The sequence below is a fragment of the Bradyrhizobium sp. MI1.11 genome, assembly GCF_055811255.1.
This window is the reverse complement of the sequence record NZ_JBVVPM010000089.1, coordinates 1-21,365: the sequence shown is the minus strand read 5'-3', so window position 1 is coordinate 21,365 and position 21,365 is coordinate 1. Positions and strand designations below refer to the sequence as shown.

General features: G+C 62.8%; 19 protein-coding genes and 3 pseudogenes. 12 read left to right on the top strand and 10 right to left on the bottom strand.

The window, feature by feature from the left end:
- Nucleotides 1-128: 128 nt before the first annotated feature.
- Complete coding sequence (locus AC0L30_RS40360) at nucleotides 129-2,144, bottom strand: ParB/RepB/Spo0J family partition protein (protein WP_473406580.1); 2,016 nt, start codon at nucleotides 2,142-2,144, stop codon at nucleotides 129-131.
- A 745-nt stretch (nucleotides 2,145-2,889) separates the two neighbouring features.
- On the opposite strand from AC0L30_RS40360, the pseudogene AC0L30_RS40355 reads away from it, so the two are divergent.
- Nucleotides 2,890-3,147, top strand: a pseudogene (locus tag AC0L30_RS40355) (hypothetical protein).
- Between the two features lie 27 nt (nucleotides 3,148-3,174).
- Here AC0L30_RS40355 and AC0L30_RS40350 read toward each other — a convergent pair.
- The 6 genes and pseudogenes from AC0L30_RS40350 to AC0L30_RS40325 form a co-directional block, all read right to left on the bottom strand.
- Nucleotides 3,175-3,788, bottom strand: a pseudogene (locus tag AC0L30_RS40350) (cell envelope biogenesis protein TolA).
- Nucleotides 3,789-4,254: 466 nt separating this feature from the next.
- Nucleotides 4,255-4,551: a hypothetical protein gene (locus tag AC0L30_RS40345; RefSeq protein WP_473406579.1), complete on the bottom strand. Its 297-nt coding sequence runs from the start codon at nucleotides 4,549-4,551 to the stop codon at nucleotides 4,255-4,257.
- A gap of 14 nt (nucleotides 4,552-4,565) precedes the next feature.
- Entirely contained in the window at nucleotides 4,566-5,156 is a 591-nt protein-coding gene (locus AC0L30_RS40340) for a HesA/MoeB/ThiF family protein (protein ID WP_473406578.1), read from the bottom strand.
- Nucleotides 5,143-5,661 carry a hypothetical protein gene (locus AC0L30_RS40335; protein WP_473406577.1) on the bottom strand — a complete coding sequence of 173 codons (519 nt, stop codon included), beginning with the start codon at nucleotides 5,659-5,661 and terminating at the stop codon, nucleotides 5,143-5,145. Before AC0L30_RS40335 ends, AC0L30_RS40340 begins: the two co-directional genes overlap by 14 nt.
- On the bottom strand, nucleotides 5,658-5,987 hold the full coding sequence (locus tag AC0L30_RS40330) for a hypothetical protein (protein ID WP_473406576.1): 330 nt from the start codon (nucleotides 5,985-5,987) through the stop codon (nucleotides 5,658-5,660). Before AC0L30_RS40330 ends, AC0L30_RS40335 begins: the two co-directional genes overlap by 4 nt.
- Nucleotides 5,984-6,688: a multiubiquitin domain-containing protein gene (locus tag AC0L30_RS40325; protein ID WP_473406575.1), complete on the bottom strand. Its 705-nt coding sequence runs from the start codon at nucleotides 6,686-6,688 to the stop codon at nucleotides 5,984-5,986. Before AC0L30_RS40325 ends, AC0L30_RS40330 begins: the two co-directional genes overlap by 4 nt.
- A gap of 154 nt (nucleotides 6,689-6,842) precedes the next feature.
- Here AC0L30_RS40325 and AC0L30_RS40320 point away from each other — a divergent pair, with 154 nt between their 5' ends.
- Genes AC0L30_RS40320 through AC0L30_RS40305 form a run of 4 tightly spaced genes read left to right on the top strand, consistent with a single transcriptional unit; the run spans nucleotide 6,843 to nucleotide 9,386 of the window.
- On the top strand, nucleotides 6,843-7,232 hold the full coding sequence (locus tag AC0L30_RS40320) for an antitoxin Xre/MbcA/ParS toxin-binding domain-containing protein (protein WP_473309050.1): 390 nt from the start codon (nucleotides 6,843-6,845) through the stop codon (nucleotides 7,230-7,232).
- A gap of 2 nt (nucleotides 7,233-7,234) precedes the next feature.
- Nucleotides 7,235-7,951, top strand: a complete 717-nt coding sequence (locus AC0L30_RS40315) for an RES family NAD+ phosphorylase (protein WP_473309051.1) — start codon at nucleotides 7,235-7,237, stop codon at nucleotides 7,949-7,951.
- 11 nt (nucleotides 7,952-7,962) lie between these two features.
- The gene (locus AC0L30_RS40310) at nucleotides 7,963-8,463 is read left to right on the top strand and encodes a DUF2937 family protein (RefSeq protein WP_473309052.1); all 501 of its coding nucleotides are present in this window, start codon (nucleotides 7,963-7,965) and stop codon (nucleotides 8,461-8,463) included.
- A 32-nt stretch (nucleotides 8,464-8,495) separates the two neighbouring features.
- The gene (locus tag AC0L30_RS40305; RefSeq protein WP_473309053.1) at nucleotides 8,496-9,386 is read left to right on the top strand and encodes a hypothetical protein; all 891 of its coding nucleotides are present in this window, start codon (nucleotides 8,496-8,498) and stop codon (nucleotides 9,384-9,386) included.
- A gap of 55 nt (nucleotides 9,387-9,441) precedes the next feature.
- On the opposite strand, the gene AC0L30_RS40300 is transcribed toward AC0L30_RS40305, so the two are convergent.
- Nucleotides 9,442-10,308, bottom strand: coding sequence for a hypothetical protein (locus AC0L30_RS40300; protein ID WP_473406574.1), 867 nt, complete (start codon nucleotides 10,306-10,308; stop codon nucleotides 9,442-9,444).
- A gap of 45 nt (nucleotides 10,309-10,353) precedes the next feature.
- Here AC0L30_RS40300 and AC0L30_RS40295 point away from each other — a divergent pair, with 45 nt between their 5' ends.
- Together AC0L30_RS40295 and AC0L30_RS40290 are read left to right on the top strand one after the other, a co-directional pair.
- The gene (locus AC0L30_RS40295) at nucleotides 10,354-12,159 is read left to right on the top strand and encodes a PD-(D/E)XK nuclease family protein (protein ID WP_473406573.1); all 1,806 of its coding nucleotides are present in this window, start codon (nucleotides 10,354-10,356) and stop codon (nucleotides 12,157-12,159) included.
- Complete coding sequence (locus tag AC0L30_RS40290; protein WP_473309055.1) at nucleotides 12,156-15,455, top strand: UvrD-helicase domain-containing protein; 3,300 nt, start codon at nucleotides 12,156-12,158, stop codon at nucleotides 15,453-15,455. Before AC0L30_RS40295 ends, AC0L30_RS40290 begins: the two co-directional genes overlap by 4 nt.
- Here the strand turns inward: AC0L30_RS40290 and AC0L30_RS40285 are convergent.
- Both AC0L30_RS40285 and ku read right to left on the bottom strand, forming a co-directional pair.
- The gene (locus tag AC0L30_RS40285; RefSeq protein ID WP_473309056.1) at nucleotides 15,377-15,922 is read right to left on the bottom strand and encodes an NUDIX hydrolase; all 546 of its coding nucleotides are present in this window, start codon (nucleotides 15,920-15,922) and stop codon (nucleotides 15,377-15,379) included. The genes AC0L30_RS40290 and AC0L30_RS40285 overlap by 79 nt on opposite strands.
- Nucleotides 15,923-15,998: 76 nt before the next feature.
- Nucleotides 15,999-16,868, bottom strand: coding sequence for a non-homologous end joining protein Ku (gene ku, locus AC0L30_RS40280; RefSeq protein WP_473309057.1), 870 nt, complete (start codon nucleotides 16,866-16,868; stop codon nucleotides 15,999-16,001).
- A gap of 145 nt (nucleotides 16,869-17,013) precedes the next feature.
- Here ku and AC0L30_RS40275 point away from each other — a divergent pair, with 145 nt between their 5' ends.
- The 5 genes and pseudogenes from AC0L30_RS40275 to dinB all read left to right on the top strand — a co-directional run bounded on the left by AC0L30_RS40275 (nucleotide 17,014) and on the right by dinB (nucleotide 21,103).
- The gene (locus tag AC0L30_RS40275) at nucleotides 17,014-17,409 is read left to right on the top strand and encodes a hypothetical protein (protein ID WP_473309058.1); all 396 of its coding nucleotides are present in this window, start codon (nucleotides 17,014-17,016) and stop codon (nucleotides 17,407-17,409) included.
- 46 nt (nucleotides 17,410-17,455) lie between these two features.
- Nucleotides 17,456-17,905 carry a hypothetical protein gene (locus AC0L30_RS40270; RefSeq protein ID WP_473406572.1) on the top strand — a complete coding sequence of 150 codons (450 nt, stop codon included), beginning with the start codon at nucleotides 17,456-17,458 and terminating at the stop codon, nucleotides 17,903-17,905.
- An 82-nt stretch (nucleotides 17,906-17,987) separates the two neighbouring features.
- On the top strand, nucleotides 17,988-19,016 hold the full coding sequence (locus AC0L30_RS40265; protein WP_247766646.1) for an IS110 family RNA-guided transposase: 1,029 nt from the start codon (nucleotides 17,988-17,990) through the stop codon (nucleotides 19,014-19,016).
- Nucleotides 19,017-19,278: 262 nt separating this feature from the next.
- On the top strand, nucleotides 19,279-20,004 hold the full coding sequence (locus AC0L30_RS40260) for an SOS response-associated peptidase (protein ID WP_473309061.1): 726 nt from the start codon (nucleotides 19,279-19,281) through the stop codon (nucleotides 20,002-20,004).
- A 65-nt stretch (nucleotides 20,005-20,069) separates the two neighbouring features.
- Nucleotides 20,070-21,103, top strand: a pseudogene (gene dinB / locus AC0L30_RS40255) (DNA polymerase IV).
- Nucleotides 21,104-21,365: the final 262 nt, after the last annotated feature.

Sequence of the window (21,365 nt, the reverse complement as noted above, 5' to 3'; positions counted from 1 at the left end):
CGGCGCCCCCCCCCCCTCCCTCCCCCCCCCGCCCCCCAAAAAAAACCCCCCCCCCCCGGGGGGGGGCGGGGCGCCCCCCCCTAAATTAAACGCGGCCGGGGGCCGCCCGGGCGCCCCCGGCTCAATCCTCATTCTGCGGCTTGCGAATACGCATCACCGCTCTGCGTCTCGTTTGGCGCATCTGACTGATCCTTGGGCTTGGTCGTCCTCAGCAAAGACGGCAACCAGTCGGTCGCGGCCAGTAACTGTTCGGCGGCTTCCGCCATATCGACCTTCTTCATATCCACCATACGCTCGGCCGCCTCAACGCTCACGCCTTCGCAAACCGCCTCCAGAATACGCGTCTTGGTGACGCGACTCAGATAACTGCGCACCGTCGGCCGCCAGTATCCGGTCATGTCGAGAGACACGGCTTCCGCCAGCCGGTCGGCTGTTGCCATCGCGTGCGGCCGCCGCTCCCACGGCAGCTGAACCGCATTGACGGTCAATGCGGTGCAATGCGCAAACAAGGCCATGCGGCTATCATGGTCGAGTTCGGCCACGAAAGTCCAAAGACCAGTGACATCCCGGGGCATCTGCCTTGCCCAATTGGCATGACGATCCGCCCAGGCCTTGCCGGCCGGTGTATCCTCGATCCCTTCCGCATGCCCAGCCAAATCCGTCTTGGCCAGCTGGATGCCGACGACATGCGCATCCGCACCGAGATAGAAGATTTGCGCCGCGAGCGCATGCGTCCCTGCCAGGATCGCGGTTTCGGGCTGTTCGCTCAGATTGAGGCGCAATCCCAAGGTGCGATGTGCGGTGAGGTCCCGAACGAGAATGTCGGACAGCGGGCGGTCGTCCTCTTCCTCGTCGGAGGCAGCTGCCCCCTCATCGCTCTCATCTTGCAATGCCTGGTCACCCGCTCCCTCCGGATCGACGACCGCCGAGGCTCCCGCAGTTTGCTCCGTTTCGGATTGCGGCTTTTCGTCCGCGGGCCGGATGAAACCGCGTTCGATCCGGACGGCACCGTCGTGATTGAGGATCACGAATGCACCGCCACGCGCGACGTCATCGGGGTCGTACGCCTGCCGTTTGGCTTCTAACCGCTCGATCTCGACCTCAAGCTCGCCGAACCGGGCGTCCACATCATCAGGAAGTTCATCGGCCGTCTGGTGCCGTTCGGTGAGGCGGTCGAATTCGGTCTGTACCGTTACAAGAGCGGCCTGATCTTCCGCCGAAAGCTCGACAGGATGCGGATAGGTGCGGCGCATGCCGTGGGCGTGCGGGAAATCAAGATGGGCTTCCGTCCATTTCCATCCCTCGGCCGCCCGAACCGCATCGGCTTCGCGACCAAGCTTTGCCGTGACCAGCAAATCAAGCAGGGCCACGTCTTCCAGATAGCCGCCGCGATCCTCGGTGAAGAGGTCGCGAAGGATCGAGCCGCCTGCTTCGGTGTACGCTTCAATACCGACAAAGCGCGCGCGGCGGTCGGTTGCGGCCACATGGGTTTCGGTGAGCATGCGACGGATGGTGCTGGCATCCCGGTTATAGGATAGCCGCTCATAAACACTTTCCTGCCGGGCGTGATCATCGGTGATGGCAAAGGCCATCAACTGCTCAAGAGCCAGATCGCCCTCACGATAGACCTGCATCAGCTTCGGAGAGACTGCGCCCAACCGCAGGCGCTGCCGCACCACATGCGGCGTCACGCCAAAGCGGGCGGCGACTTCCTCGGCACCGAAGCCGCGCTCTTCCGCCAGCTTCCTGAACGCCTGGAACTGATCGGCGGGATGCATGTTTTCCCGGGTGACATTCTCGTCCAAGCTGATTTCGTGCGGATCGTTCGCGGTATCGACGATGCACCGGATCGGCTCGGTCTTCTTGATCTCCTTCCGCTTCACCCGCAGAAGCTGGGCAAGCCGCCTGCCCTCGCCGATGGTCACGAAATAGAACCCGGTGGCCGCCCCCTCTCCATCGACCTCCGGTTCAACGACCAGATTTTGCAGAATGCCCTTGGCGGCGATGCTCGCCGCATAGGCCTCGATCGCCGCATCGCTGTGCGGCGTCTTGCGCGCATTCTTCGGGGACTTCTTGAGCTTGTTGAGCGGAATGAGAACTAGCGTTCCGTTCTCGGGGAGTTGTTCAACGTGCTTGGCCGACATGATCGATCTCCTTTTGCTTTCATGGGTGCAGGGCGCACTCCGCGCCTGCGCCCCTGCCCGTCGGCGAGACCAGGGGTAGCAAGTGCCAGGGCGACCCGAGCGGAGGGGGATCGCCCGCCCGAAGGGCCGCTCGAAGAGCGGGTCTGCACAAGCGCGTGCCAGGATTTCCGGTGTTGAGGATCTGAGAAAGCGCGGAAGACCGGGGAGACCGTTCGGGTCGGCGCCGGCATGACCGGCGCTTCGCCCTGGCGCGCGCGAGGGGCGGAGCCCCTTAGATCTGGAAAACGGGGCATGTTGGCTGGTGCAGGCCGTGCCCGCAGAGAAAAGAGGCACCCGCAGGAGGGTCAGCATAGCGCCGATGCGATAGCGGCGGGACCCGGGACCGAGTGCAGTCGCGAGACCGGTTAAAAAGGCACCCGAACGAAGGGCAGTGATAGCGACGCCGGAATGAAATGACGGCGGGACCAAGCGCGAGTGCCTCCGGCGAGCGACACACTTTTCTGCGGGAGGGATCGAAGCCGCACGGCCGAGACGCTACGCGGCTCGGTTCACGAGAGCCCGGTCCGGCACTTGCCGGACGCGCACAAACGGAAATGAAGCGCTAGCTGGGGGCTTTGGATTTCCTCGCGGGTCGCGGGCGGTAGCACTCCAAACCCTGAGTTCCTACCATTGCGAATTCCAGCCACGTGTTAGCAGCCGGAACGAATGACGGACAAAACGATTCGCCGTATCAGGAGCTATTCCTATGCTGATGACAAGTGAACGAAGACCGGCGATACGGACGATGTGCGGATGGGCGATTGATGTGCTCCAGTAAGCTGGCGCGGTCCGCGAGTGCGAGGACCACGGCTGGATGCAGGACCGCGCCGATCCGCATGCAAGGGAGCGGGCCTTCTATATCGCCCGCGTAGCCGCAGGCGTCTTGCCTGATGCAGCGGCGGCCGAGGTTCGCGACGTGCTGAACTCGATCGGTGATACCTGCCCAGATTGCCCTCCTGATTAGAAGGACCCGCGCCGAGCACGACGGAAACTAATCCCGCGCGCGCCGCAGCGCAGTTTCCAATCGTTCCTTCTCCTTATCCCAGCGGACTTTTTCGGCCTGCGATCTTTTCTCGATAGCCTCGACCTCGGCCTGGATAGCCGCGGCCCGCTTCACGTGCTCTTGCTCAGCCTTTTGCTCGCAGCCTGCGCCTTGTCGACAGCCTGCTGACGGCGTTCACGGTCCTTCTGCCTGGCAGTCTCTTCCTTCGCCTGTTCAAGCTGGCGCCGCTTCTGCTCCTTTTCGGAGGCGAGAGCGGCCTTTCGTTGCGCAGCCTTGTCGACGGGGCGAGAGGAAGGGTTCTTCGCCTTTGGACCTTTCGACTTGCGAGCGGCTTTCGTTGGTCCGCCGCCGCCAAGATCCGTGGGCAGTTCGGCATGTTCGCTGAAAGATCAGTCGGATCCGACCGGGCGCCTGAGCACGACGCCGGGCTTTGCCATGGTCGCGGCGATGACGTCCGGGTCGTGGCTCTCCTTCGCCGCGCCCTGGTGGAAGAGATTGCTGTCTGCGCCCCACGCTTCCAGAGCCGCTTTCATGGAGGGAGCGGCGATCGCCAAATCGAAGAAGCCCAGCGAAGTCTGGTAGGTCTTCAGTTTTCTGGCCATGAGACGCTTCCCCGCCCACTGACCGCCGCCATGCGATCAGCTCTGCTGTCTACCTCGAGCAGAGAATTTCCAAAGCGGGCGAACAGAGCGGCCGGCCCGGAAAATATCCCGACGCATCCGGTGTGTCGGAGCGAGCTTTCCGTGGACCACCACACAGATAGCTTAAGCCGACTTCCGCTGCGGTTTGGCCGCCGGCTTCCTTGCCGCTGCCTCCTTGGCCGGTTTCTTGCGGGCGATGGGCATCAGCATTCCCTTTTGACCGCTTGCGACCCTTGCGTGGTTTCTTCGATGGCTTGATCCCTTTGCCGGCTCAGCGCCGCCGATGGTCTTACGCAGCGCGTCCATCAGGTCGACCACGTTCTCGCAGCGGGGACGTCTGCGGTGCATGCCGCAGATAGGACTAGGTTTGTCGATTTCGACGTCCGCGCGGCATCGATGGAGTACCCGCAAACTAGTACCTTTGCCGCTACACTAATGTGTTGTTTTTCATCCCCCGAAAGTACAACAGAATGCGCTCCACCCACGAAACGCGGGGCTGACTTGCACCTATTTCCCCGGCCATGTACTTGCGAATGTCGAAGGTCATGTCGCCGACCGCCGCATTCGGGTAGTGCGTGCAGGAAGCCGACCAGCGGCGAAATCGTTCGGCCTCGGTGACCAAGCCGGAATTGCCGTCGTACGCGAGATACGCGCCGGGCTTGGCCCGTCGGCTCCATGGCGCCACCATCTGCACGACCAGTCCGACCGCGAGCGAGGCGAGCACGCCGTTCGACCACACTACCTGCGGACGCCCGCCGGCGGCGCCGTACCTGCGAGATCTTCCGCCAGCGCCGCGTCGGTAACGACGCCCATACAGCGCAGGCACGGGCTACCGGGCTCGGACAGCACCACTTGGCCAGCAACCAGGTGGCCATGCCCGCCACCCAGCTCATGCACGTCCATACCCTGGTCGATGTACGGGATCAGAAAGCGCCGACAGAAGGCGTCGAGCTCGTCTTTGCCCCGCACGTTGTCGAGGCCGCCCACGATGACCGCGCAGCGCTTCAGCGCGTCGCCCGCGAGCTGCCATTGCTTGCGATGGATCTCGACGCGGGCCTTCGGATTGATCGCGAGGATCATTCTTTTCATGATCGCGACCTTCGCGGTCCGCTTGAGCACGTACCACCAGGTGCCGCCGATCAGCCTGTTGAGATTGGTCAACGAGATGTGGTCTGCGTCCACCAGCACGAAATTGCCGATGCCGACATGTGCGAGCTGCTGGGCGACGTGCGAATTTCCGCCTCCGAGTCCCACGAGGCCGACTGTCACCTCCGCCAGCCGCTGTTCGCTCTTGGCGCCAAGAAAGCTCTGTCGGTCAAGCCAGCTCATATTTCGCACCCCATTGTTCGACGATCGGCTGATCGACTCGGATGAAGCGGTCGATCGATACGGAAGGTTTGCCGGGCTCGAGCCAGAGCAGGCCCATCGCGCCATTGTCGCTCAGCACCAGGAGACCGTGCGGCATCTTCGGGCAGGACTGGAAGAAGCCCGGAACGAATTCGTTGCCGCTCTTCAGGTCGACGCCGCTGAACCCGGGAAGGCCGCGCCCGCCGTGGGTATGGACGTGCAGGAGCGCCGACGCGGGTCGGTAGGCCGATTGCGCGGCCTTGCGCATTGCGTTGGATCCGATCCGCGCACCGACGCCCGGGGCGACTTCGTAATCCTCGTCGGCGACCGGCATGTATCCGCGGACCAGCAGCATCAACCCGCCCGGCGCGGCGGCGGCGCCTGCCGTCAGGAAGCCGACGCGCTCGTGCGCGAAAAAATGGGGGCGCGCGAGATCGCGCCGGACGAGGTCCAGCATCGGACCCGTAATCTTCAGTGCTACCTTCATTTGAGTTGCCCCAGGTGAATGGCGAGGATCTCGGCCCAGCGCAGTGATGCCGGCACGTAGTTGTAAGACATCGTGTGCCAGGCCCTGCCCATGATCTGATGGACGGTCCAATTCTGACCGCGGTTCGGAAAGGACTGCGACAGGAAGAGGCGGGTGGTGTAGCTGCCATGGCTGCGCGGGCAGAGCAGGCCGTCGACCGTCGCCGTGCCTCCGTCGTGCTGTACTTTCATCGCCGGCAGGTAGACGAGGGGCTGGCCTCCCTCGTCCCAGAGTTCGGCGCCGCGGTTGATCCGCCGCAGCGCCGCGAGTTGAAACTCGGTGGTCACGACGACTGTCCCACCGGCGGATGGGAGGCGAATTCCATCCCGTCCTTGACCTTGAGGCGTTCGCTCGGCGCCATCTCGCGGAAGACGCCATCGATGCCGATGATGTCCAGCTTGTAGCCGGCGGGCACGCCGAACACCGCCATCAGCTCCTCGGTGGTGTAGATGCGGCGCTCCAGTTCGAACTCGACATCGCCGCCATAGATCACCGTCACCGTCTTCTTGCGGTGCCGCAGCTTGAAGCGTTCGACCCCGCCGCCGCCGATGTCGACCTCATCGTCGTCCTCGAAGACCTGATCGACGCCCAGACGTTCCAACCACAGAGCCTGATCGTCGGCGGCGCCAGCGAGAAACTTGATCTGCGAAGCAATCAGCTTGTTGTGGGGCCATTCCATCGCCAGGCCTTCGACGAAGAACCGGTGAGTGTCGCCGCCCTTGATCACGAAGAAGCGGCTGACCTTGTTCTTGTCGAGATCGGAGGTCTCGGTGGGACGCAGCGATTCCAACTCGCCCGTCCCGAGATGCCGCAGCACGACATAATCCTCGACCGGGTGCCGGCCAGCGGCCATGCAGACCTGGGCGCCGGTGACCTCGGGGTCATCGAACGCGACCGTGGCGAAGTCGAAATTGGCGTCGCCGATCTGGACTTCGAACGAGCGGGCCTTCGCCTGCTCGTCATGGGAACTCGTCAGCACCGTATCCATGAGCCGTCTCCTTCGGGTGCGCACGGACAGGCGCCGTTTGCCTTGACGAAATCCCGGAAGAGACCGATGATTCCGAATCAGTCCGTAATGAGACTGTACCTTATGGGACTATTTTTGCAAATCGAGTACCATTTGGCACAACCCGAGGAGCCCTATGGACATCAGCAACCGGACACAGACCATCCAGCAGCCAGAAGGACCACGCCCATCGTCGCTCGATTTCTTCTTCAAACTCGCGGAAATCTGGGACTTGAGCACCGAGCAGCAGATCAAATTGCTCGGATCTCCCGGCCGCTCGACCTATTTCCGTTGGCGCAAGGATGGCGGCGACGTTTCGGCGGATACCCTTGAGCGGATTTCGCATCTGGGTTCCGTCTATAAAGCTCTCGGGATCCTGCTCGATTCGCCCGAGGCCGCCGTGCGCTGGATCCGCCGGCCGAACCGCTATTTCGAGGGAGCATCGGCCCTCGACGTCATGCTCACCGGCAATCTGAGCGACATCATCAGGGTGCGACAGTACGTCGACGCCCAGCGCGGAGGGTAAGTTTGGAGTATCCGCAAATCTCAGTCGACGACCAGTATCGTCGGTTGATTCCTTCTAAATGGCCGACCATCGACATTTACGAGAAGTTCGGTTCTCGCGAGATGCAGACGTTTGCCGCCGAGCTCGAGACGATCACCAACCCGCGTCTTGCAGCGAAAGCCCGCATCACCGGCGGCGACATTTCGTCCGACTCCAATTCTCCCAGGCTGCAGAACTGGAACCACGCGCCTTTCGCCTATCCTATGCCGGAAGGCACGTATTCGCTTCCGCCGCCGTACTCGGTCCTGGAACTCGCCGCCGACGAGCGGGGCGCGCTCGCTCGCGCGATCATTCGACGCGAGGAATTTCTTTGCCGCACCGACGAGCCGGCTTGCGGTGTCGATATGAGGATGATCACCAATAGGGTCGTCGGGAAATTCGTCGATCTTCGCGGACTGCCGCCCGAGACGTCGCAGACGGCGCGGCGGATGATGGGACAGCGCCTTTACGAGGACGGCGTTCACGGCGTCCTCTTCAAAATGGCCGAACTGCCAGGCAGCGAGTTCATCTGCATCTTCAACAACGAGGTGCTGGTGGACCGCGGCGTCCAAGGCGCCCACTTCCGCTTCCGCTGGGACGGCGAGCGCATCAGTCGCCTTTACGATTTTGCCGCCGACCGCGATATCGATCGCAACGACATCATTGCGCATTCGATGGCGGCGTTGGGGGTGGCTGGATAAGGAGCGCCAACATGCGCACGTGGCTGCTTGTTGCAATTTCGCTGATCGCCGCAGCCTTGTTTGGGCAAGCGCCGGAGTTCGCGCAGCAGTATGCCCAACGCCTCGGCGGAGCCATCGACGAACTCGACCGCATCGTAAGTCACTTCGACGAGGACTCGCGACGCTCGGGGTACGACCGCCCCGGCGCGTTGGCGCTGATGGGCCGAAATCAAGAACAGCTTATCCGCGACCAGGCGACCAGAATGTCGGAGACGATCGATCGCCTGGCCAAGCTGCGAGCGCAGCAATCCGCGATGAGCCAGCCAGGCTCGTTCACTCGCGTCGCCGCCTTTGCGAACGGCTACGACCAGGACATTGCCAGCCGCACCTGGAGGGACTTTCAATTTGCCTTGCCTATCTCGGTCGATTCGGTGCTGTTCATGAGCGCCGGCTTCATCGCCTCGCTTCTCCTCCTTTGGTTGGCGGCAGTCGGACTTGGGCGCCTGGCGAGACGCGAAGCGTCGGCGCAATAGAGCGCAGGCGCGAGATCGAGGCGGACGCCGCAATGAACAACGCAAAGAAGCGGCCCAAAGGGCCTGACATCGGGCTCCATCAGGCAAGGCGTCTATGCCAGCTCGATGAGGGCGAACGATTGGCGTTCATCGCCGAAGGCCTGCCAGTCATCCTGCGGAGTGCACAGGGCTTCTGGACCGCTGCAGAAAAACTTCAGGCGCACAGTCGGGAAGCAAAAGTCCTCGAGAACTATGCGGACGAAGAGGCCGCCAAGATCCTGATCCTGATCGACGCGGTGCGTTGCCCACCAAAACTCATTGCGTCCCGTCTGAACAAGATCGTCGGTTGGTTCTACAATCACCTAGCGCGGTTGATATATGCCGAAGCAGTTTCGTGGAAGCCAACGCACCTTGCCGAGCTTCGCGAACACGTGGATCGGCAACGACACGGGCACTATCTCGAAGGGCACGCCGGCGAATACATCACGCCCAATTGGGCCATATATCAGCGCGAGAGCCTGCTCTATGCCGATGTCGAGGCCTATCAGGACGGCAAACTGGAATGGAGTGCGCCGCGCGATCCACCCTACGGTCATTTCGGATCGTTTCGGCCGCGCGCGCTGCTCGTCGCCGAGGCCATGGAGCAAGTCGGCATGTTCACGCCCGCCGGATTGAAGGCGGTGTCCGATATCTGGGGCAGCCTGGAATACAGGGAGAAAGAAGATCACCACGACGGCAGAAGGCTGACCGAGCAATTGCTGACGCGGTTGCATGCCGAGGGCCTAATTCTGGATACAGCCAACGCTGAACATGCCGGGACACTGTACAATGAGTGGCAGATCCCGATGTACAACCTTGAATTCTCTCTCATCCCAGTATCGCTTGAGGAACTTGAGGCGGAGCAGGAGCGGGAGTTGTGGTCCATGGTTGGCGATCCACGATAGGGGCAGCCGACAGCTCACCGCAACTGGCTGACCTGACAATCCATTCAGTCGCCTCTCAGTCGAAGACCACGGACACTTCCATCGGCGCGAAAAAAAGGGGCGCGGGCAGTTGAGCGACGATCGTGTACCCACACTGCGGACCGCGGTGATCCAGGGCCCCCTGGCGTTCCAGATGCGCCGCTTCGCGGCGGCGCAGGCCAACGACTGCGGTCTCCAGATCCTGAACTTGCCACAGGTCGCCGCAAGGCTCGCCGGTGGTTTCGCGATTCCGGCTTCGGCCGATCAGTTGGAGCCCGCAATTCAGGAGGCGCTCGACGAAGGCGGCTTCGACGAGCTCGAGCGCGTGCGACATCTGCCGGGCATGACGCGGGCGGTGTTCCGGACCCTGAGGAAGATCTGGGCGGCGGACTTCGATCTCTCGGCGCCGGGCCGTGACAGTCACCGCCGCATCGCGGACATGTCTCGGATAGAGGTCAGACTGAAATCGCGCTTGTCTCCGGCAGCGATGACGCCACGGGAACTGCGCGACGCCGCGCTGAAGCGCGTTCGACATGCGCCTCGGATCATCGGTGAGATGCGCATCGAGGGATTGTCCTTTATTGCGCCGGTCTGGCGACCGTTGATCGAGGCGCTTCGCGAGGTCGTCCCAGTCGAGTGGACCGCGCCGACCGGAGCCGACGCCGGCTGGTTCCGTGGCACGATCTCGAGGCTGGATCCGGCCTCGACCAAACAGCCCGCCGTCGTTTCGTGCGCCGACGTCCGCCACGAGGTGGTCGAGAGCTTGAGATGGGCGCGGCAACTCATCGCTTCGGGCATCGCGAAACCCAACGAGATCGCGATCGCGTCGGCTAACACGACGGCGTGGGACGATCACTTTCTCGCATGCTCCGAAGGCACCGGCTTCCGGCTTCATTTTTCCCATGGAGTTTCGGCGCTCGCCTCGCGCGACGGACAACGCTGCGCGGCCTTGGCCGACGTCCTGATGCACGGCTTGAGTCAGCAGCGCGCTCGCCGGCTTTTCGCCGTGAGCCGGGGACAAGGCCTGCCGCCGGACGAACTCCCGGACCGTTGGCTGGACGCCATACCGCGAGGCGCGGCGCTTTCGAGCGTGTCGGATTGGAGGCGCGCGCTCGAAACGGCAGACCGCCAAGCGCCTGGACGAGTTTCCGCCGACGCCACCGTACGCCTCCTGGAGTTGCTCGCGAAGGGACCGGACGCGGCGGACGAGGCGGCGGCGATGTTCCTTCATGGACGCTCGCTCCGGATTTGGCAGGCCGCAACCCGTTCCGCACCGACCGATGCCATCGAGTTGTCGTTGCGGGGCATACGTCTCGCGTCGGATACGGATGCGGCCGATGCCGTCGTGTGGTGTCCGGCCGGCGATCTCGCCGCCGCACCCCGCCCCCACGTGCGGCTGCTCGGACTCACGAACCGAGGTTGGCCGCGGGGAAGCGGAGAAGATCCGATTTTGCCCGACCATGTCCTTCCGGCCAACGCCTCCGACGTCGATCCGGTGTCGCGCGCGGACCGCAGGCATTTCGCCGTCATCCTCGCTGCCGCGTCTGGAAGCGCCGTGCTTTCGCGCGGCCGCCGAGGCCCGCAAGGCGGTCGTGTCGGTCGCAGCCCGCTGCTGCAGAACCGCAAAGAGACCGTCCTTCCACGCGAGCGGATTCCCGAGCATGCCTTCAACCATTCCGACCGGCTGCTGGCCCGCCCCGAAGAGGCAGCCGGCATCGATCAGGTCGGTTCGGCTGGCCGGTGCTGGCATGATTGGCACGTCGAGCGCCTCACGGACCACGACGGATGCTTCCAGCCGGGTCATCCCGCCGTCAGGCGTTCGATCGAGAGGGTTCAGTCGGCGACCTCGTTGCAACGGCTCCTGCGAGACCCGCTGGGATTCGTCTGGAAGTACGCTCTCGGTTTCGACGTCCCGCAGGAGCGCGAGCAGCCGCTGACGATCGCGCCCGACGAATTCGGCAAGCTGGTGCACGAGCTGCTTCGACGCGCCGTCGATGCCCTCGAACCGGAACCTGGATACGCGAAGGCGTCCGACATCCAGATCGAAAACGCGCTCGAGGATGCGAGCAAGGTCGTTCACGCCGCGTGGCCCCTCGAACGTCCGGTCCCGCCGAGGCTGCTGTGGACCAATACCGTCGGCTACGCGAAAGCGATGGCGCTGGCCGGCCTCCTCCGAAAGGACATCAACGAAGACGGCACGCGCAGTTGGACCGAGGTGGCGTTCGGTCAATCCGCCGGCTTCGAAGCCGGTCGCGAACTGCCGTGGGATCCGACGATACCGGTCACAATACGGGGCACGCCCGTTAGTCTGCGCGGCACGATCGACCGGCTCGACATGCGAAGCAATCCGTTTGCGGTCAGGGTAACCGACTACAAAACGGGAGCACCGCCCAAGAACGCGGCCCGCATCGTGATCGGCGGCGGTGCCGAACTGCAACGTGCCTTGTACGCGCTTGCGTGTCGGCAACTGCTCGAAGAAGAACCAAGGGTCTTGGCGAGGCTGCTGTATCTGGCCGGTGAGCCGTTCGAGGTCAGATTGCAGGATGTCGATGCCGCGATCGTCCGGATCGGCGACTTCGTGAGCGAGGTCATGGCAATATTGGACCGAGGAAATGCGGTACCTGGAAGGCTCTCCTACGACAGGTCCAACGACCTTCGATTGGCCTTTCCCGCTTCGCCCGGTTACGAACGTCGCAAACGCATAGCATTCGACCGTGCTGCGGGAGGACTCTCCAAATTCTGGAGCACGCCATGACACCGCGCAACGACGACGGCGACCGCCGCCGCGCATTGACCGAGCTCGATTCGATGCTGCTGGTCGAAGCCGCCGCAGGCACTGGAAAGACGTCGCTGCTCGCGGGGCGGGTGGTTATGCTGCTCGCCGGCGGTGCGGCTCCGAGGTCTATCGCGGCGATCACCTTCACCGAGCTCGCCGCGGGCGAGCTCCGCCAACGGATCGCTCACTACCTCGACGCCCTGCTCTCCGGAACCGTTCCGGACGAAATGCGGTTATGCATTCCGTCGAAACTGAAGGCGGCGCAGCGGAGATCGCTGGAGAAGGCGAGCGAGTTACTGGACGAGTTGACCTGCTCGACCATACACGGCTTCTGCCACGACCTGCTGCTGACCTATTCCGTCGAGGCAGCGATCGATCCGGGCGCAGAAATTCTCGATCGCGATCAGGCCGATTTCATATTCGACGCGATCTTCGATCATTGGTGGCGCGATCGGCTCGACGAGCCCCGTCCGGCCGATGATGCGATCACGGTGGTGGCGCGAAAGGATCCGACCGGAGCCGAGAAGCTCCTGCGCGACTTCGCCAAATCGAGGCGACGCCATCGGAATGCCCGCCCCCTATCGCCCGACCTGGATGCCGACGCTCACCTCGGTTTCGGAGAGAACGTTCGCGAGTTCCGCCGCTGGTACGACCGTGTCGGGGGACCGCGCGACGCCGAAAGCGATATCGCCGATCTCGAAGCGTTGGCCACGCACTTCGAGCGCAGCTTTGCGGCGGGCCTCGACTTCGCGCGGTTGTGGGACGCGGCGCATCCCGCGACGCTGCCCTTGATGCGGTCCAAATCGTTTGATCTCCGCGAATACAGGCGACGTTCGATTTGGAAGCGCGCCAAGGGTGACGTAGAGGGTGGGCCTCTCGCCGACCAGGCTGAACAGCATTATGCGCGATGCCGCGATGCCTACGGAACGCTGATGGGTCGGATCGCAACTGCGATCGTCAGCGTGTTTTCGTCCGAGCTCGACGGACTCCTTGCCGAATACGAAGCGTTCAAGCGGCGAGCGGCGGTAATGGATTTCGACGACCTGCTGTTCACCTGCCGCGAGGTCCTTCGCCGATATCCCGAGGTACGGGCCGCCGCCGGCAAACACTTCTCGCGTATACTGGTCGACGAGTTCCAGGACACAGACCCGGTGCAGGCGGAGATTCTATTTCTTTTGGCAGGATCCGACGGATCTGCCGGTGCTGCTTGGCAGGAGCGTCGCCTGAGACCTGGCCAACTCTTCCTGGTCGGCGATCCCAAGCAGGCCATCTACCGCTTCCGGGGAGCCGATCTCGCCACCTACCTCATGGTGCGGAACGCGATCGAGACCCAGTTTCCCGACAACATACTTCGGGTCACGGCGAATTTTCGCTCGAGACCGCGCATCCTCGAACACATCAACGGCTGCTTCGCGGGACCGCTCGCTGCGCAACAGGCGGGGTACGTCGCGCTGCAGGGCACGAGAGACGACGCCGATTACGGCTTTCCGAGCGTCGCCAAAGTATCCGTCGATCTGTTGCCGAACACCCGAATAGACACTAGCCGGGACGAAGAGGCTCGCGCTGTCGCCGAGATCTGCAGCCGCCTGATCGGCAACGTCGAACTGAAACTGAACAACGGCGGCAGCAGGCGCCTGACGCCGGGGGACATCGCCCTGTTGGCGCCCGTCTCGACCGAGCTGTGGCGCTACGAGCGAGCCCTCGAGGAGGCCGGACTACCCTTCGCGTCGCAAGCCGGAAAAAACCTCTTCAAGCGGCAGGAGGCCCAGGATCTAGTCGCGCTGGTGCGAAGTATCGTCGACCCGCGCGACACGCTGGCCTTGGGTGCCCTTCTGCGAGGGCCCCTGGTGGGTCTCTCCGAGCAGGATTTGCTCACGATCACCGCGAGCCTTCCCGTTCCGCCGGGCAGCGAGTCGGCCCGCCTCTCGCTAAACACCGACCCGACGATCGTACAGAACGATCTCGCGCGAGAGGTGCTCGGCATATTGCGCGATCTTCGGCTCCGGCTGCGCGTCACAACGCCTGCGCTGCTGCTCGCCGAAGCGATCGAACGGCTTCGCGTGCGCGCTATCGTCGCCGGACGCAGTGCGGATCAGGCCGCGCGCTCGCTCGCCAACGTCGATGGTCTGCTCGAGCGCGCCGGAAACTATGGAGTGCGCGGGTTCGTGCAGTTCGCCCGGGATCTGGACGAAGATTGGTCAGCCGGCACCGGCTTCGCCGAGGGCATCGTCGAAGCGGACGGCCGATCCATCGAGATCGTGACAGTCCATAGCTCAAAAGGCCTTGAGTGGCCGGTCGTCATTCCTATCAACCGGGCCTCGATGCCGCGTCCGCCCGAGCCCTTCGTGTACCGCCGGAGCGACGAGAGCCTGCACTGGGCGCTCGGTCAGGTGACGCCGCCCACGCTGGAGAGCGCGCTGCAAGGAGAGAACCAGGAAAAGCGCGACGAGAACCTTCGGCTACTCTACGTGGCTTGCACGCGCGCCATGGAATTGCTCGTCATTCCCGACTTCTCCTGGTGCGACGAGAAGTCCTGGGCGAAGCAGCTCGACTTCGGGCTCGACGACATCCCTGAACTGGACGTCTCGAAGCTTCGTCGCGCTGTCGTCACCACACCTAAGTCGAGCGAGAATCGACAGTCGGCGGAGGTCTTCGCCGAAGAACAGTCGCGGATCGAGCGAGGCTCTCCGCCGATTGTATGGATCAAACCCAGCGAGAGCGATCCGGATGTCCTGTCGACGCAGCTCCCGGATTCCACCGAAGATGGAGCGCTCGACGCCCTGGTGCTGATCCAGGGAAGTCGCCTGCGCGGCATCATTCTGCACAAGCTCATGGAGGAGCTGGCGACCGGAGAACTCGCCGCGATAGCAAGCGATATAAGAGAAAGGGCTCACGACCTTTGCCGGCAGCTCGCCACGGACGCGACGCCGAACGGCAAGCCCGATCCCGACGAGATGGCAGACACCGCCCTTCGCACCTTCACCCTGCCCGAATTACAGCCGTTCATTCATCGGCTCGTTCCGGAAGTGCCGTTGTATGGCGCAACGAGCGCTGGCGCCAGCGGACTGATTTCCGGGCGCGCCGATGCGGTCGCTCTGGCAGACGACGGCGATCTGGTCGCGTTCGATTGGAAAAGCGACGTTGCGCCGAGCGGACGAGATCGCATGGCCTATCGAGAGCAACTCGGTCAGTATCTTCATGTCTTGGGCGCACAGCGCGGCGCGATAGTGTACATGACATCTGGCCGCATCGACTGGATCACCGCGAAAGGTTGAGCGGGCAGGCCGGCACACATCGCGTAGTTCTCATCGACGAATTCCGTCCGCTGTTCCGGACGCGCGTCCTTCTGCCAGCGCCTCGAGCAATCGATCGTCGAAAATAGCCTTCCCTTGAGAATTTTCCGTCTCGCGTCGGCAACGGCGAACCAAGCCGCACGGTCGATCTCCGGAAAGGCCCGACGGCGTCCGGAACGTGGCGGCCACTCCAATTCGAAGGTGTTGCTGCGGATGAGCGCGGCATCCCAATCGCCTTCGACGGCCCACGCCTGGACGACCTTGCCGCCCGGTTGCCGTGCCTCACCGAGTGGCAAGAAAGGTCCCTCGGGGTTGTGTCCAGTTTCTTCGGCGAATTCGCGCCGGGCGGCGGACAGCGGCGCTTCATCGGCGCCGATCAGACCTTTCGGGATGCTCCAGGCTCCGTCATCCTTGTTCTGCCAAAATGGTCCGCCTGGATGACCGAGCAAGACTTCGAGATCGGTGGCGTGTCCTCGAAACAGAGTAGCCCCGCGCTTTGTGGCTTACGCGAAGCCATCGCGCACGCTAGGCTGACTTCCGCTGCGGCTTGGACACCGACTTCTTAGCGGCGGCTTCCTTCGGCTTCTTGCCGGCGATCGGCATCAGCATTTCCTTCTGGCCGGCTACCGCCTTGCGCGGCTTCTTGGCCGACTTCTTCGGCGCCTCTTTCGCGGTCGCCGCTCCTCTAATGCTTTTGCGCAGCGCGTCCATCAGGTCCACGACGTTCTCGCCCCGAGGACGTTCTTTCGCGGTGACGGTCTTGCCGGCTCGCTTCTGGTTGATCAGATCGATGAGGGCTGTTTCGTACTGGTCTTCGAACTTGTCCGGCTCGAAGTGACCCGCCTTCTGATTGACGATGTGTTTGGCGAGATCGAGCATGTCCTTCGTGACCTTCACGTCCTGAATGTCGTCGAAATACTCCTTCTCGGAACGGACTTCGTAGAGATAGCGCAGCAACGTTCCCATCAAGCCCTTGTCCAACGGATCGAGTGCAATGATGTGCTCCCGATTGGTCAGCACCACGCGACCGATCGCAACCTTGTTCATCTCCCGGATCGTTTCACGGACGACGGCAAAGGCGTCGTGACCGACCTTCCCATCCGGCACCAGGTAGTAGGGACGGATCAGATACCTCGGGTCGATTTCGCTGCGGTCGACGAACTCGTCGATCTCGATGGTCCGCGTCGATTCCAGCGCGACGTTTTCGAGCTCTTCCTTCGTCACCTCGATGAAGGTGTCGGTGTCGACCTTGGCGTACTTGATGCGGTGCCCGGTCTTCCGGTTGAGCTGGTTGAAAGAGACCATTTCGGATTCCGACGTGGCCGGATAGAGCGCTACCGGACAGGTGACGAGTGAAAGACGCAGGAAGCCTTTCCAGTTCGCGCGGGGCGCCATGACGGGGAACTCCAATACTGGTGCTGGATTCAAGACGATCCGCCCGGCTTGGTTCCGACATCGGGGCCATCCTAACGGGATGATTTTTTCTCAGCGACCATCGTAGCCGGACTCGACTTCTGTTCACTTTATGTTCTAATTCGGAATGACCGACCGACCCGCGAGCTGGCGCATGCCGACCCCGAAGCAGATGGAAAAACTGGCCGCTGAAGCCGCCCGCAGGCCAGCTCTCCCCGCGGCGACTCAAGATGCGCCGCTCCCGGCCGAATACTGGGAATCGGTCCTCAAAGACCCGCGCGCCGAGGCGACCGGAGCCCAGATGCGGCAGCGGCGTCTTTCGGAAATTCAGCGCCACGTCCTGCGCATCTCCTGCCGCCGCTGCGAGCGAACCGTGGAAATCCAGACCGCCGATGCAGTCCGATTGTATGGCGGCAACGCGGTCTGGAAGGACGTCGCGCAGCGGCTGCTCGACAACACCTGTCAGCAGCGCACCGGGAGGCATGAAGAAGACGGGTGCTGGCCGGCGTTCGAGACGCCGTAGCCCGCTCTGGATTGCCGATCCGATCTCTTTGCGCCTGGATGTCCGGATGGCCCCGAAGTATCACCCTACGCCCCTGTCGGGCGGCGACCGAAAGGCTCTGGCGAAAGAGCTCGGCAAGGCGCGGGCAATCGCCAACATCCTGGCTACCCGATCGGCGGAGGCGCGATCGAAGGGGGAAGCGCTCATCCAGCAGGCCGACAAGCTGCTATGCGAGAGTTGGAACGAACGCATGTGTTCAGACGGAGAACCGATTGATCCGTCCCCGACAATCGACCAAGCGGTGAATGGCGGCTTCCCTTGGCTGGAGATCCAGTGCGCGCGCTGCAAGACGCCGAGCGACGTTGATCTCGCGGCGATGAAGCATCCACCGACCACCTTCGTGCACGATCTCGCCAGCCGGCTGCGCTGCCGCAAATGCGCCAAGGCGGGCCGGCGTCCTTCCGCGACTCTGCTACAACTGGCCTCGCAGCCGCGCCACCCTCGGACCGAAGCCTGACCGATGTGCTGGTGTGGACGGCCTCTCATCCCCACGGTTTGATGGCGCTCTCGGCGTCACAGAAAGATGAGAGGAAAGTCTAATGAATATTCCCGTTCGTATCGGCATGGATACCTCGAAGTCGGTGTTCCAGCTTCACGGTGTTGATGAAAATGAGGTAGTGGTTGTCCGGCGCCAATTTCGGCGAGCCGAGATGATCCGCTACTTCGAGCGGCTTCCGCCGGTTCTCGTCGCCATAGAGTCTTGCGGCAGCTCGCACCATTGGGGGCGCCTGCTCCAATCTTTCGGGCACGAGGTAAAGCTGATCCCTCCTCAATACGTGAAGGCTTACGTGAAGCGCGGCAAGAACGACGCGGCCGACGCCGAGGCACTGTGCGAGGCGGTCACCCGGCCCAGCATGCGGTTCGTACCGGTGAAGTCGAAGGAACGGCAAGCGGCTTGCATGTTGATGACTGTGCGGGAACGCCTGGTCAGCGTGAAGTCGCAGCTCTCCAATGCTTTCAGGAGCTATGCCGCTGAGTTTGGTATCGTCGGGCCCGCCGGCCAGCAGAACGTCGCGGCACTCATCAAACGTGTGCTCGAAGACGAAAGCCTGCCGGAAATGGCGCGGGATCTCTTCCGCCTTCAGGCTGACGAGTATGCCGCGGTCCAAGCTCGCCTGGCGAAGATCGAGGCCAAGCTGATGAAGTGGCATCGCGAGGATGACATCAGCAGACGTATTGCGACAATTCCAGGCGTCGGTCCGATTGGGTCGTCGATGCTCAGCATGAAAGCGCCGCCGCCCGAGACGTTCAGATCGGGTCGCGACTTTGCGGCGTGGCTCGGGCTGACACCCAAGGATCATTCAACTGGCGGCCGGCAAAGGCTCGGCGGCATTACAAAGGCCGGAGATTCTATACTGCGATCGACGTTGATCGTCGGTGCAACCGCACTGCTGAGGCATATCCGAAAGGGCCGTCATAAGCCCACACAATGGCTCGCTTCGCTGCTGGGGCGAAAGCCGCCAAAGTTGGTCGCGGTGGCCTTGGCAAACAAGTTTGCCCGCATCGCTTGGCGCCTGATGATATCGGGTGGCGTGTACAAGCAGCCGGTAGCCGCCATGCCGACTTGATCTGAAATCGGCCCGCGAGCAGGTTGCTCGGCGGATTGCCCACGAACTTGCAGGACGCAGTAGATGGAAGGACCGATCGGTCGATACGCGCGAGCTTCCGAAGATTACACTGGCACTAAGAGTGTCGCCCATGTGCTTGGAGCGTGCGTAGCGAACACCATCTCGGCCAGCGGGCTTTGTCCGCGCAAACAGGCCGGACATCTGATAGCAAGCGATCTGGCCAAAAGTCTGCTACAATCCTGACAAGTGGGGGGCCGTCCACATCTGCAATCTCTACTCGATCACGACCAACCAAGCCGCGATCAGCGCGCTGTTCCGCGTCGTGAACCGATATGTTGGTAATCTGGCGCCGATGCCGGGGGTTTTTCCCGATTACAAGGCACCCATCGTGCGCAACGGGGCCGAGGGCCGCGAACTCGCTACGGCGCGATGGGGAATGCCGTCGTCGTCAAAAGCGCTGATGGACGCCACCAAGAAACGAGCCGAGAAGCTGCAGGCCAAGGGCAAGACCGTCGATTTCAAGGAGCTGCTACGGATGGAGCCGGACGGTGGCACGACCAACATCCGCAACGTGAAGAGCAAGCACTGGACGAGATGGCTGGGAGCCGAAAACCGCTGCGTGGTGCCGTTCAACTCGTTCAGCGAGTTCGACAAAACCGAGGGCGGTGATATCTGGTTCGCGCTCAATGAGACCCGGCCCCTCGCCTGCTTCGCCGGCATCTGGGCCAACTGGACGTCTGTCCGGAAGGTCAAGGAAGGCGAGACGACCAACGACATCTTTGCGTTTCTCACGACGGAGCCGAACGCAGAGGTCGGCGCCATCCACCCGAAGGCGATGCCGGTGATCCTGACGACTGCGGACGAAGTCGAAGCCTGGATGACGGCCTCTCCGGACGAGGCCCTGAAGCTGCAGCGGCCGCTTCCGGACGACACGCTCCGGATTGTCGCCCGCGGCGTCAAGGAAGATCCTGCCGGGCCGGCGACGTGACCGGCGAGGACGAAGACGACCAGGCAGCTTCCCCGGGACGCCAGCGGAAGATCATCCACGTCGATATGGATGCCTTCTACGCGTCGGTCGAGCAGCGGGACAATCCAGATCTTCGCGACAAGCCGGTTGCCGTCGACGGATCCCGGGAGCGGGGCGTCGTGGCGGCAGCCAGCTACGAAGCGCGCAAGTTCGGCGTCAGGTCCGCCATACCATCGCTTACCGCGAAGCGGCAATGCCCAGACCTGATCTTCGTGAAGCCGCGTTTTGAGGTGTACAAGGCGATCTCCCAGCAAATACGCGAGATCTTCGCCGAGCACACCCCGATCATCGAGCCGCTGTCGCTGGACGAGGCCTACCTCGACGTGACCGAAAATCTGCAGAGCATTCCGTTGGCCAGGTACGTCGCGTTGGCGATCCGTGCGAAGATCAAGGAGGTAACTGGCCTCAACGCTTCGGCCGGTATCTCCTACAACAAGTTTCTGGCCAAGCTCGCCTCCGACCACCGCAAGCCCAACGGCCAATACGTCATCACGCCTGAGATGGGCCCGGCATTCGTAGAGACCCTTTCGGTCGGTAAATTCCATGGCATTGGGCCTGCGACCAGCACCAAGATGAACGCCCTCGGCCTCTACACCGGCCTCGACATGCGCAATCAGTCGCTCGAATTTATGCAGGCCAACTTCGGCAAAGCCGGCGAGTACTACTACTGGATCTCGCGGGGCGTCGACAACCGTGAGGTCCGCGCCGACCGGATCCGGAAATCCATCGGCGCAGAAAACACATTTCCCACCGACCTCACCGACTTCGACGCCATGGTCGTCGAACTCGAGCCACTCATCGACAAGGTCTGGCGGCACTGTGACGACAAGGGCGCGCGGGGGCGTACGGTTACCCTGAAGATGAAGTTCAACGACTTCGAGATCATCACGCGCAGCAAATCCGTATCGCGGTCTCGAGCCGCAGCGAATTGGAATATCTGTCTGTCGGTCTCCTGCAGGGCGAGATGCCGATCCCAAAGCCAGTCAGGCTTCTGGGGGTCTCGTTGTCCGCGTTGCACGGCGAATTCCAGGCCGAGCCGCAACTCGGTCTGCCGATCTGACGGTGAGATGGACGACCACGGCCCACGCATCGGTCGAGCAACGGGACAATCAGAAACTCCGGTGTAAACCGGTTGCCGTCCACGGATCCCGCGAGCGCGGCGATGTGGCGGCCGCGGAATTTCGCCCTTCGGAGTCGCTGATACGGAGCCAGCAGGGCAATTTGTTGATCAAACAACGTCCCAACTAGTCGTCCGTGAACAAGGCTCTAAGCGATTGAGCAGGAGTCAGTTTTCCGGTTGCGGCGGCATTTGAGATTGCAGG

Bases quoted from the DNA above. Each gene is read 5' to 3' on its own strand.
- AC0L30_RS40265 (WP_247766646.1), top strand. From the start codon at position 17,988: ATGAATATTCCCGTTCGTATCGGCATGGATACCTCGAAGTCGGTGTTC.
- AC0L30_RS40300 (WP_473406574.1), bottom strand. From the start codon at position 10,308: ATGGGAAAAATGAAGCCGGAAGCCGGTGCCTTCGGAGCATGCGAGAAA.
- AC0L30_RS40335 (WP_473406577.1), bottom strand. From the start codon at position 5,661: ATGAAGGTAGCACTGAAGATTACGGGTCCGATGCTGGACCTCGTCCGG.
- AC0L30_RS40305 (WP_473309053.1), top strand. From the start codon at position 8,496: ATGAACAACGCAAAGAAGCGGCCCAAAGGGCCTGACATCGGGCTCCAT.
- AC0L30_RS40270 (WP_473406572.1), top strand. From the start codon at position 17,456: ATGGCCCCGAAGTATCACCCTACGCCCCTGTCGGGCGGCGACCGAAAG.
- AC0L30_RS40320 (WP_473309050.1), top strand. From the start codon at position 6,843: ATGGACATCAGCAACCGGACACAGACCATCCAGCAGCCAGAAGGACCA.
- AC0L30_RS40325 (WP_473406575.1), bottom strand. From the start codon at position 6,688: ATGGATACGGTGCTGACGAGTTCCCATGACGAGCAGGCGAAGGCCCGC.
- AC0L30_RS40360 (WP_473406580.1), bottom strand. From the start codon at position 2,144: ATGTCGGCCAAGCACGTTGAACAACTCCCCGAGAACGGAACGCTAGTT.
- AC0L30_RS40290 (WP_473309055.1), top strand. From the start codon at position 12,156: ATGACACCGCGCAACGACGACGGCGACCGCCGCCGCGCATTGACCGAG.
- AC0L30_RS40310 (WP_473309052.1), top strand. From the start codon at position 7,963: ATGCGCACGTGGCTGCTTGTTGCAATTTCGCTGATCGCCGCAGCCTTG.
- AC0L30_RS40275 (WP_473309058.1), top strand. From the start codon at position 17,014: ATGACCGACCGACCCGCGAGCTGGCGCATGCCGACCCCGAAGCAGATG.
- AC0L30_RS40340 (WP_473406578.1), bottom strand. From the start codon at position 5,156: ATGAGCTGGCTTGACCGACAGAGCTTTCTTGGCGCCAAGAGCGAACAG.
- ku (WP_473309057.1), bottom strand. From the start codon at position 16,868: ATGGCGCCCCGCGCGAACTGGAAAGGCTTCCTGCGTCTTTCACTCGTC.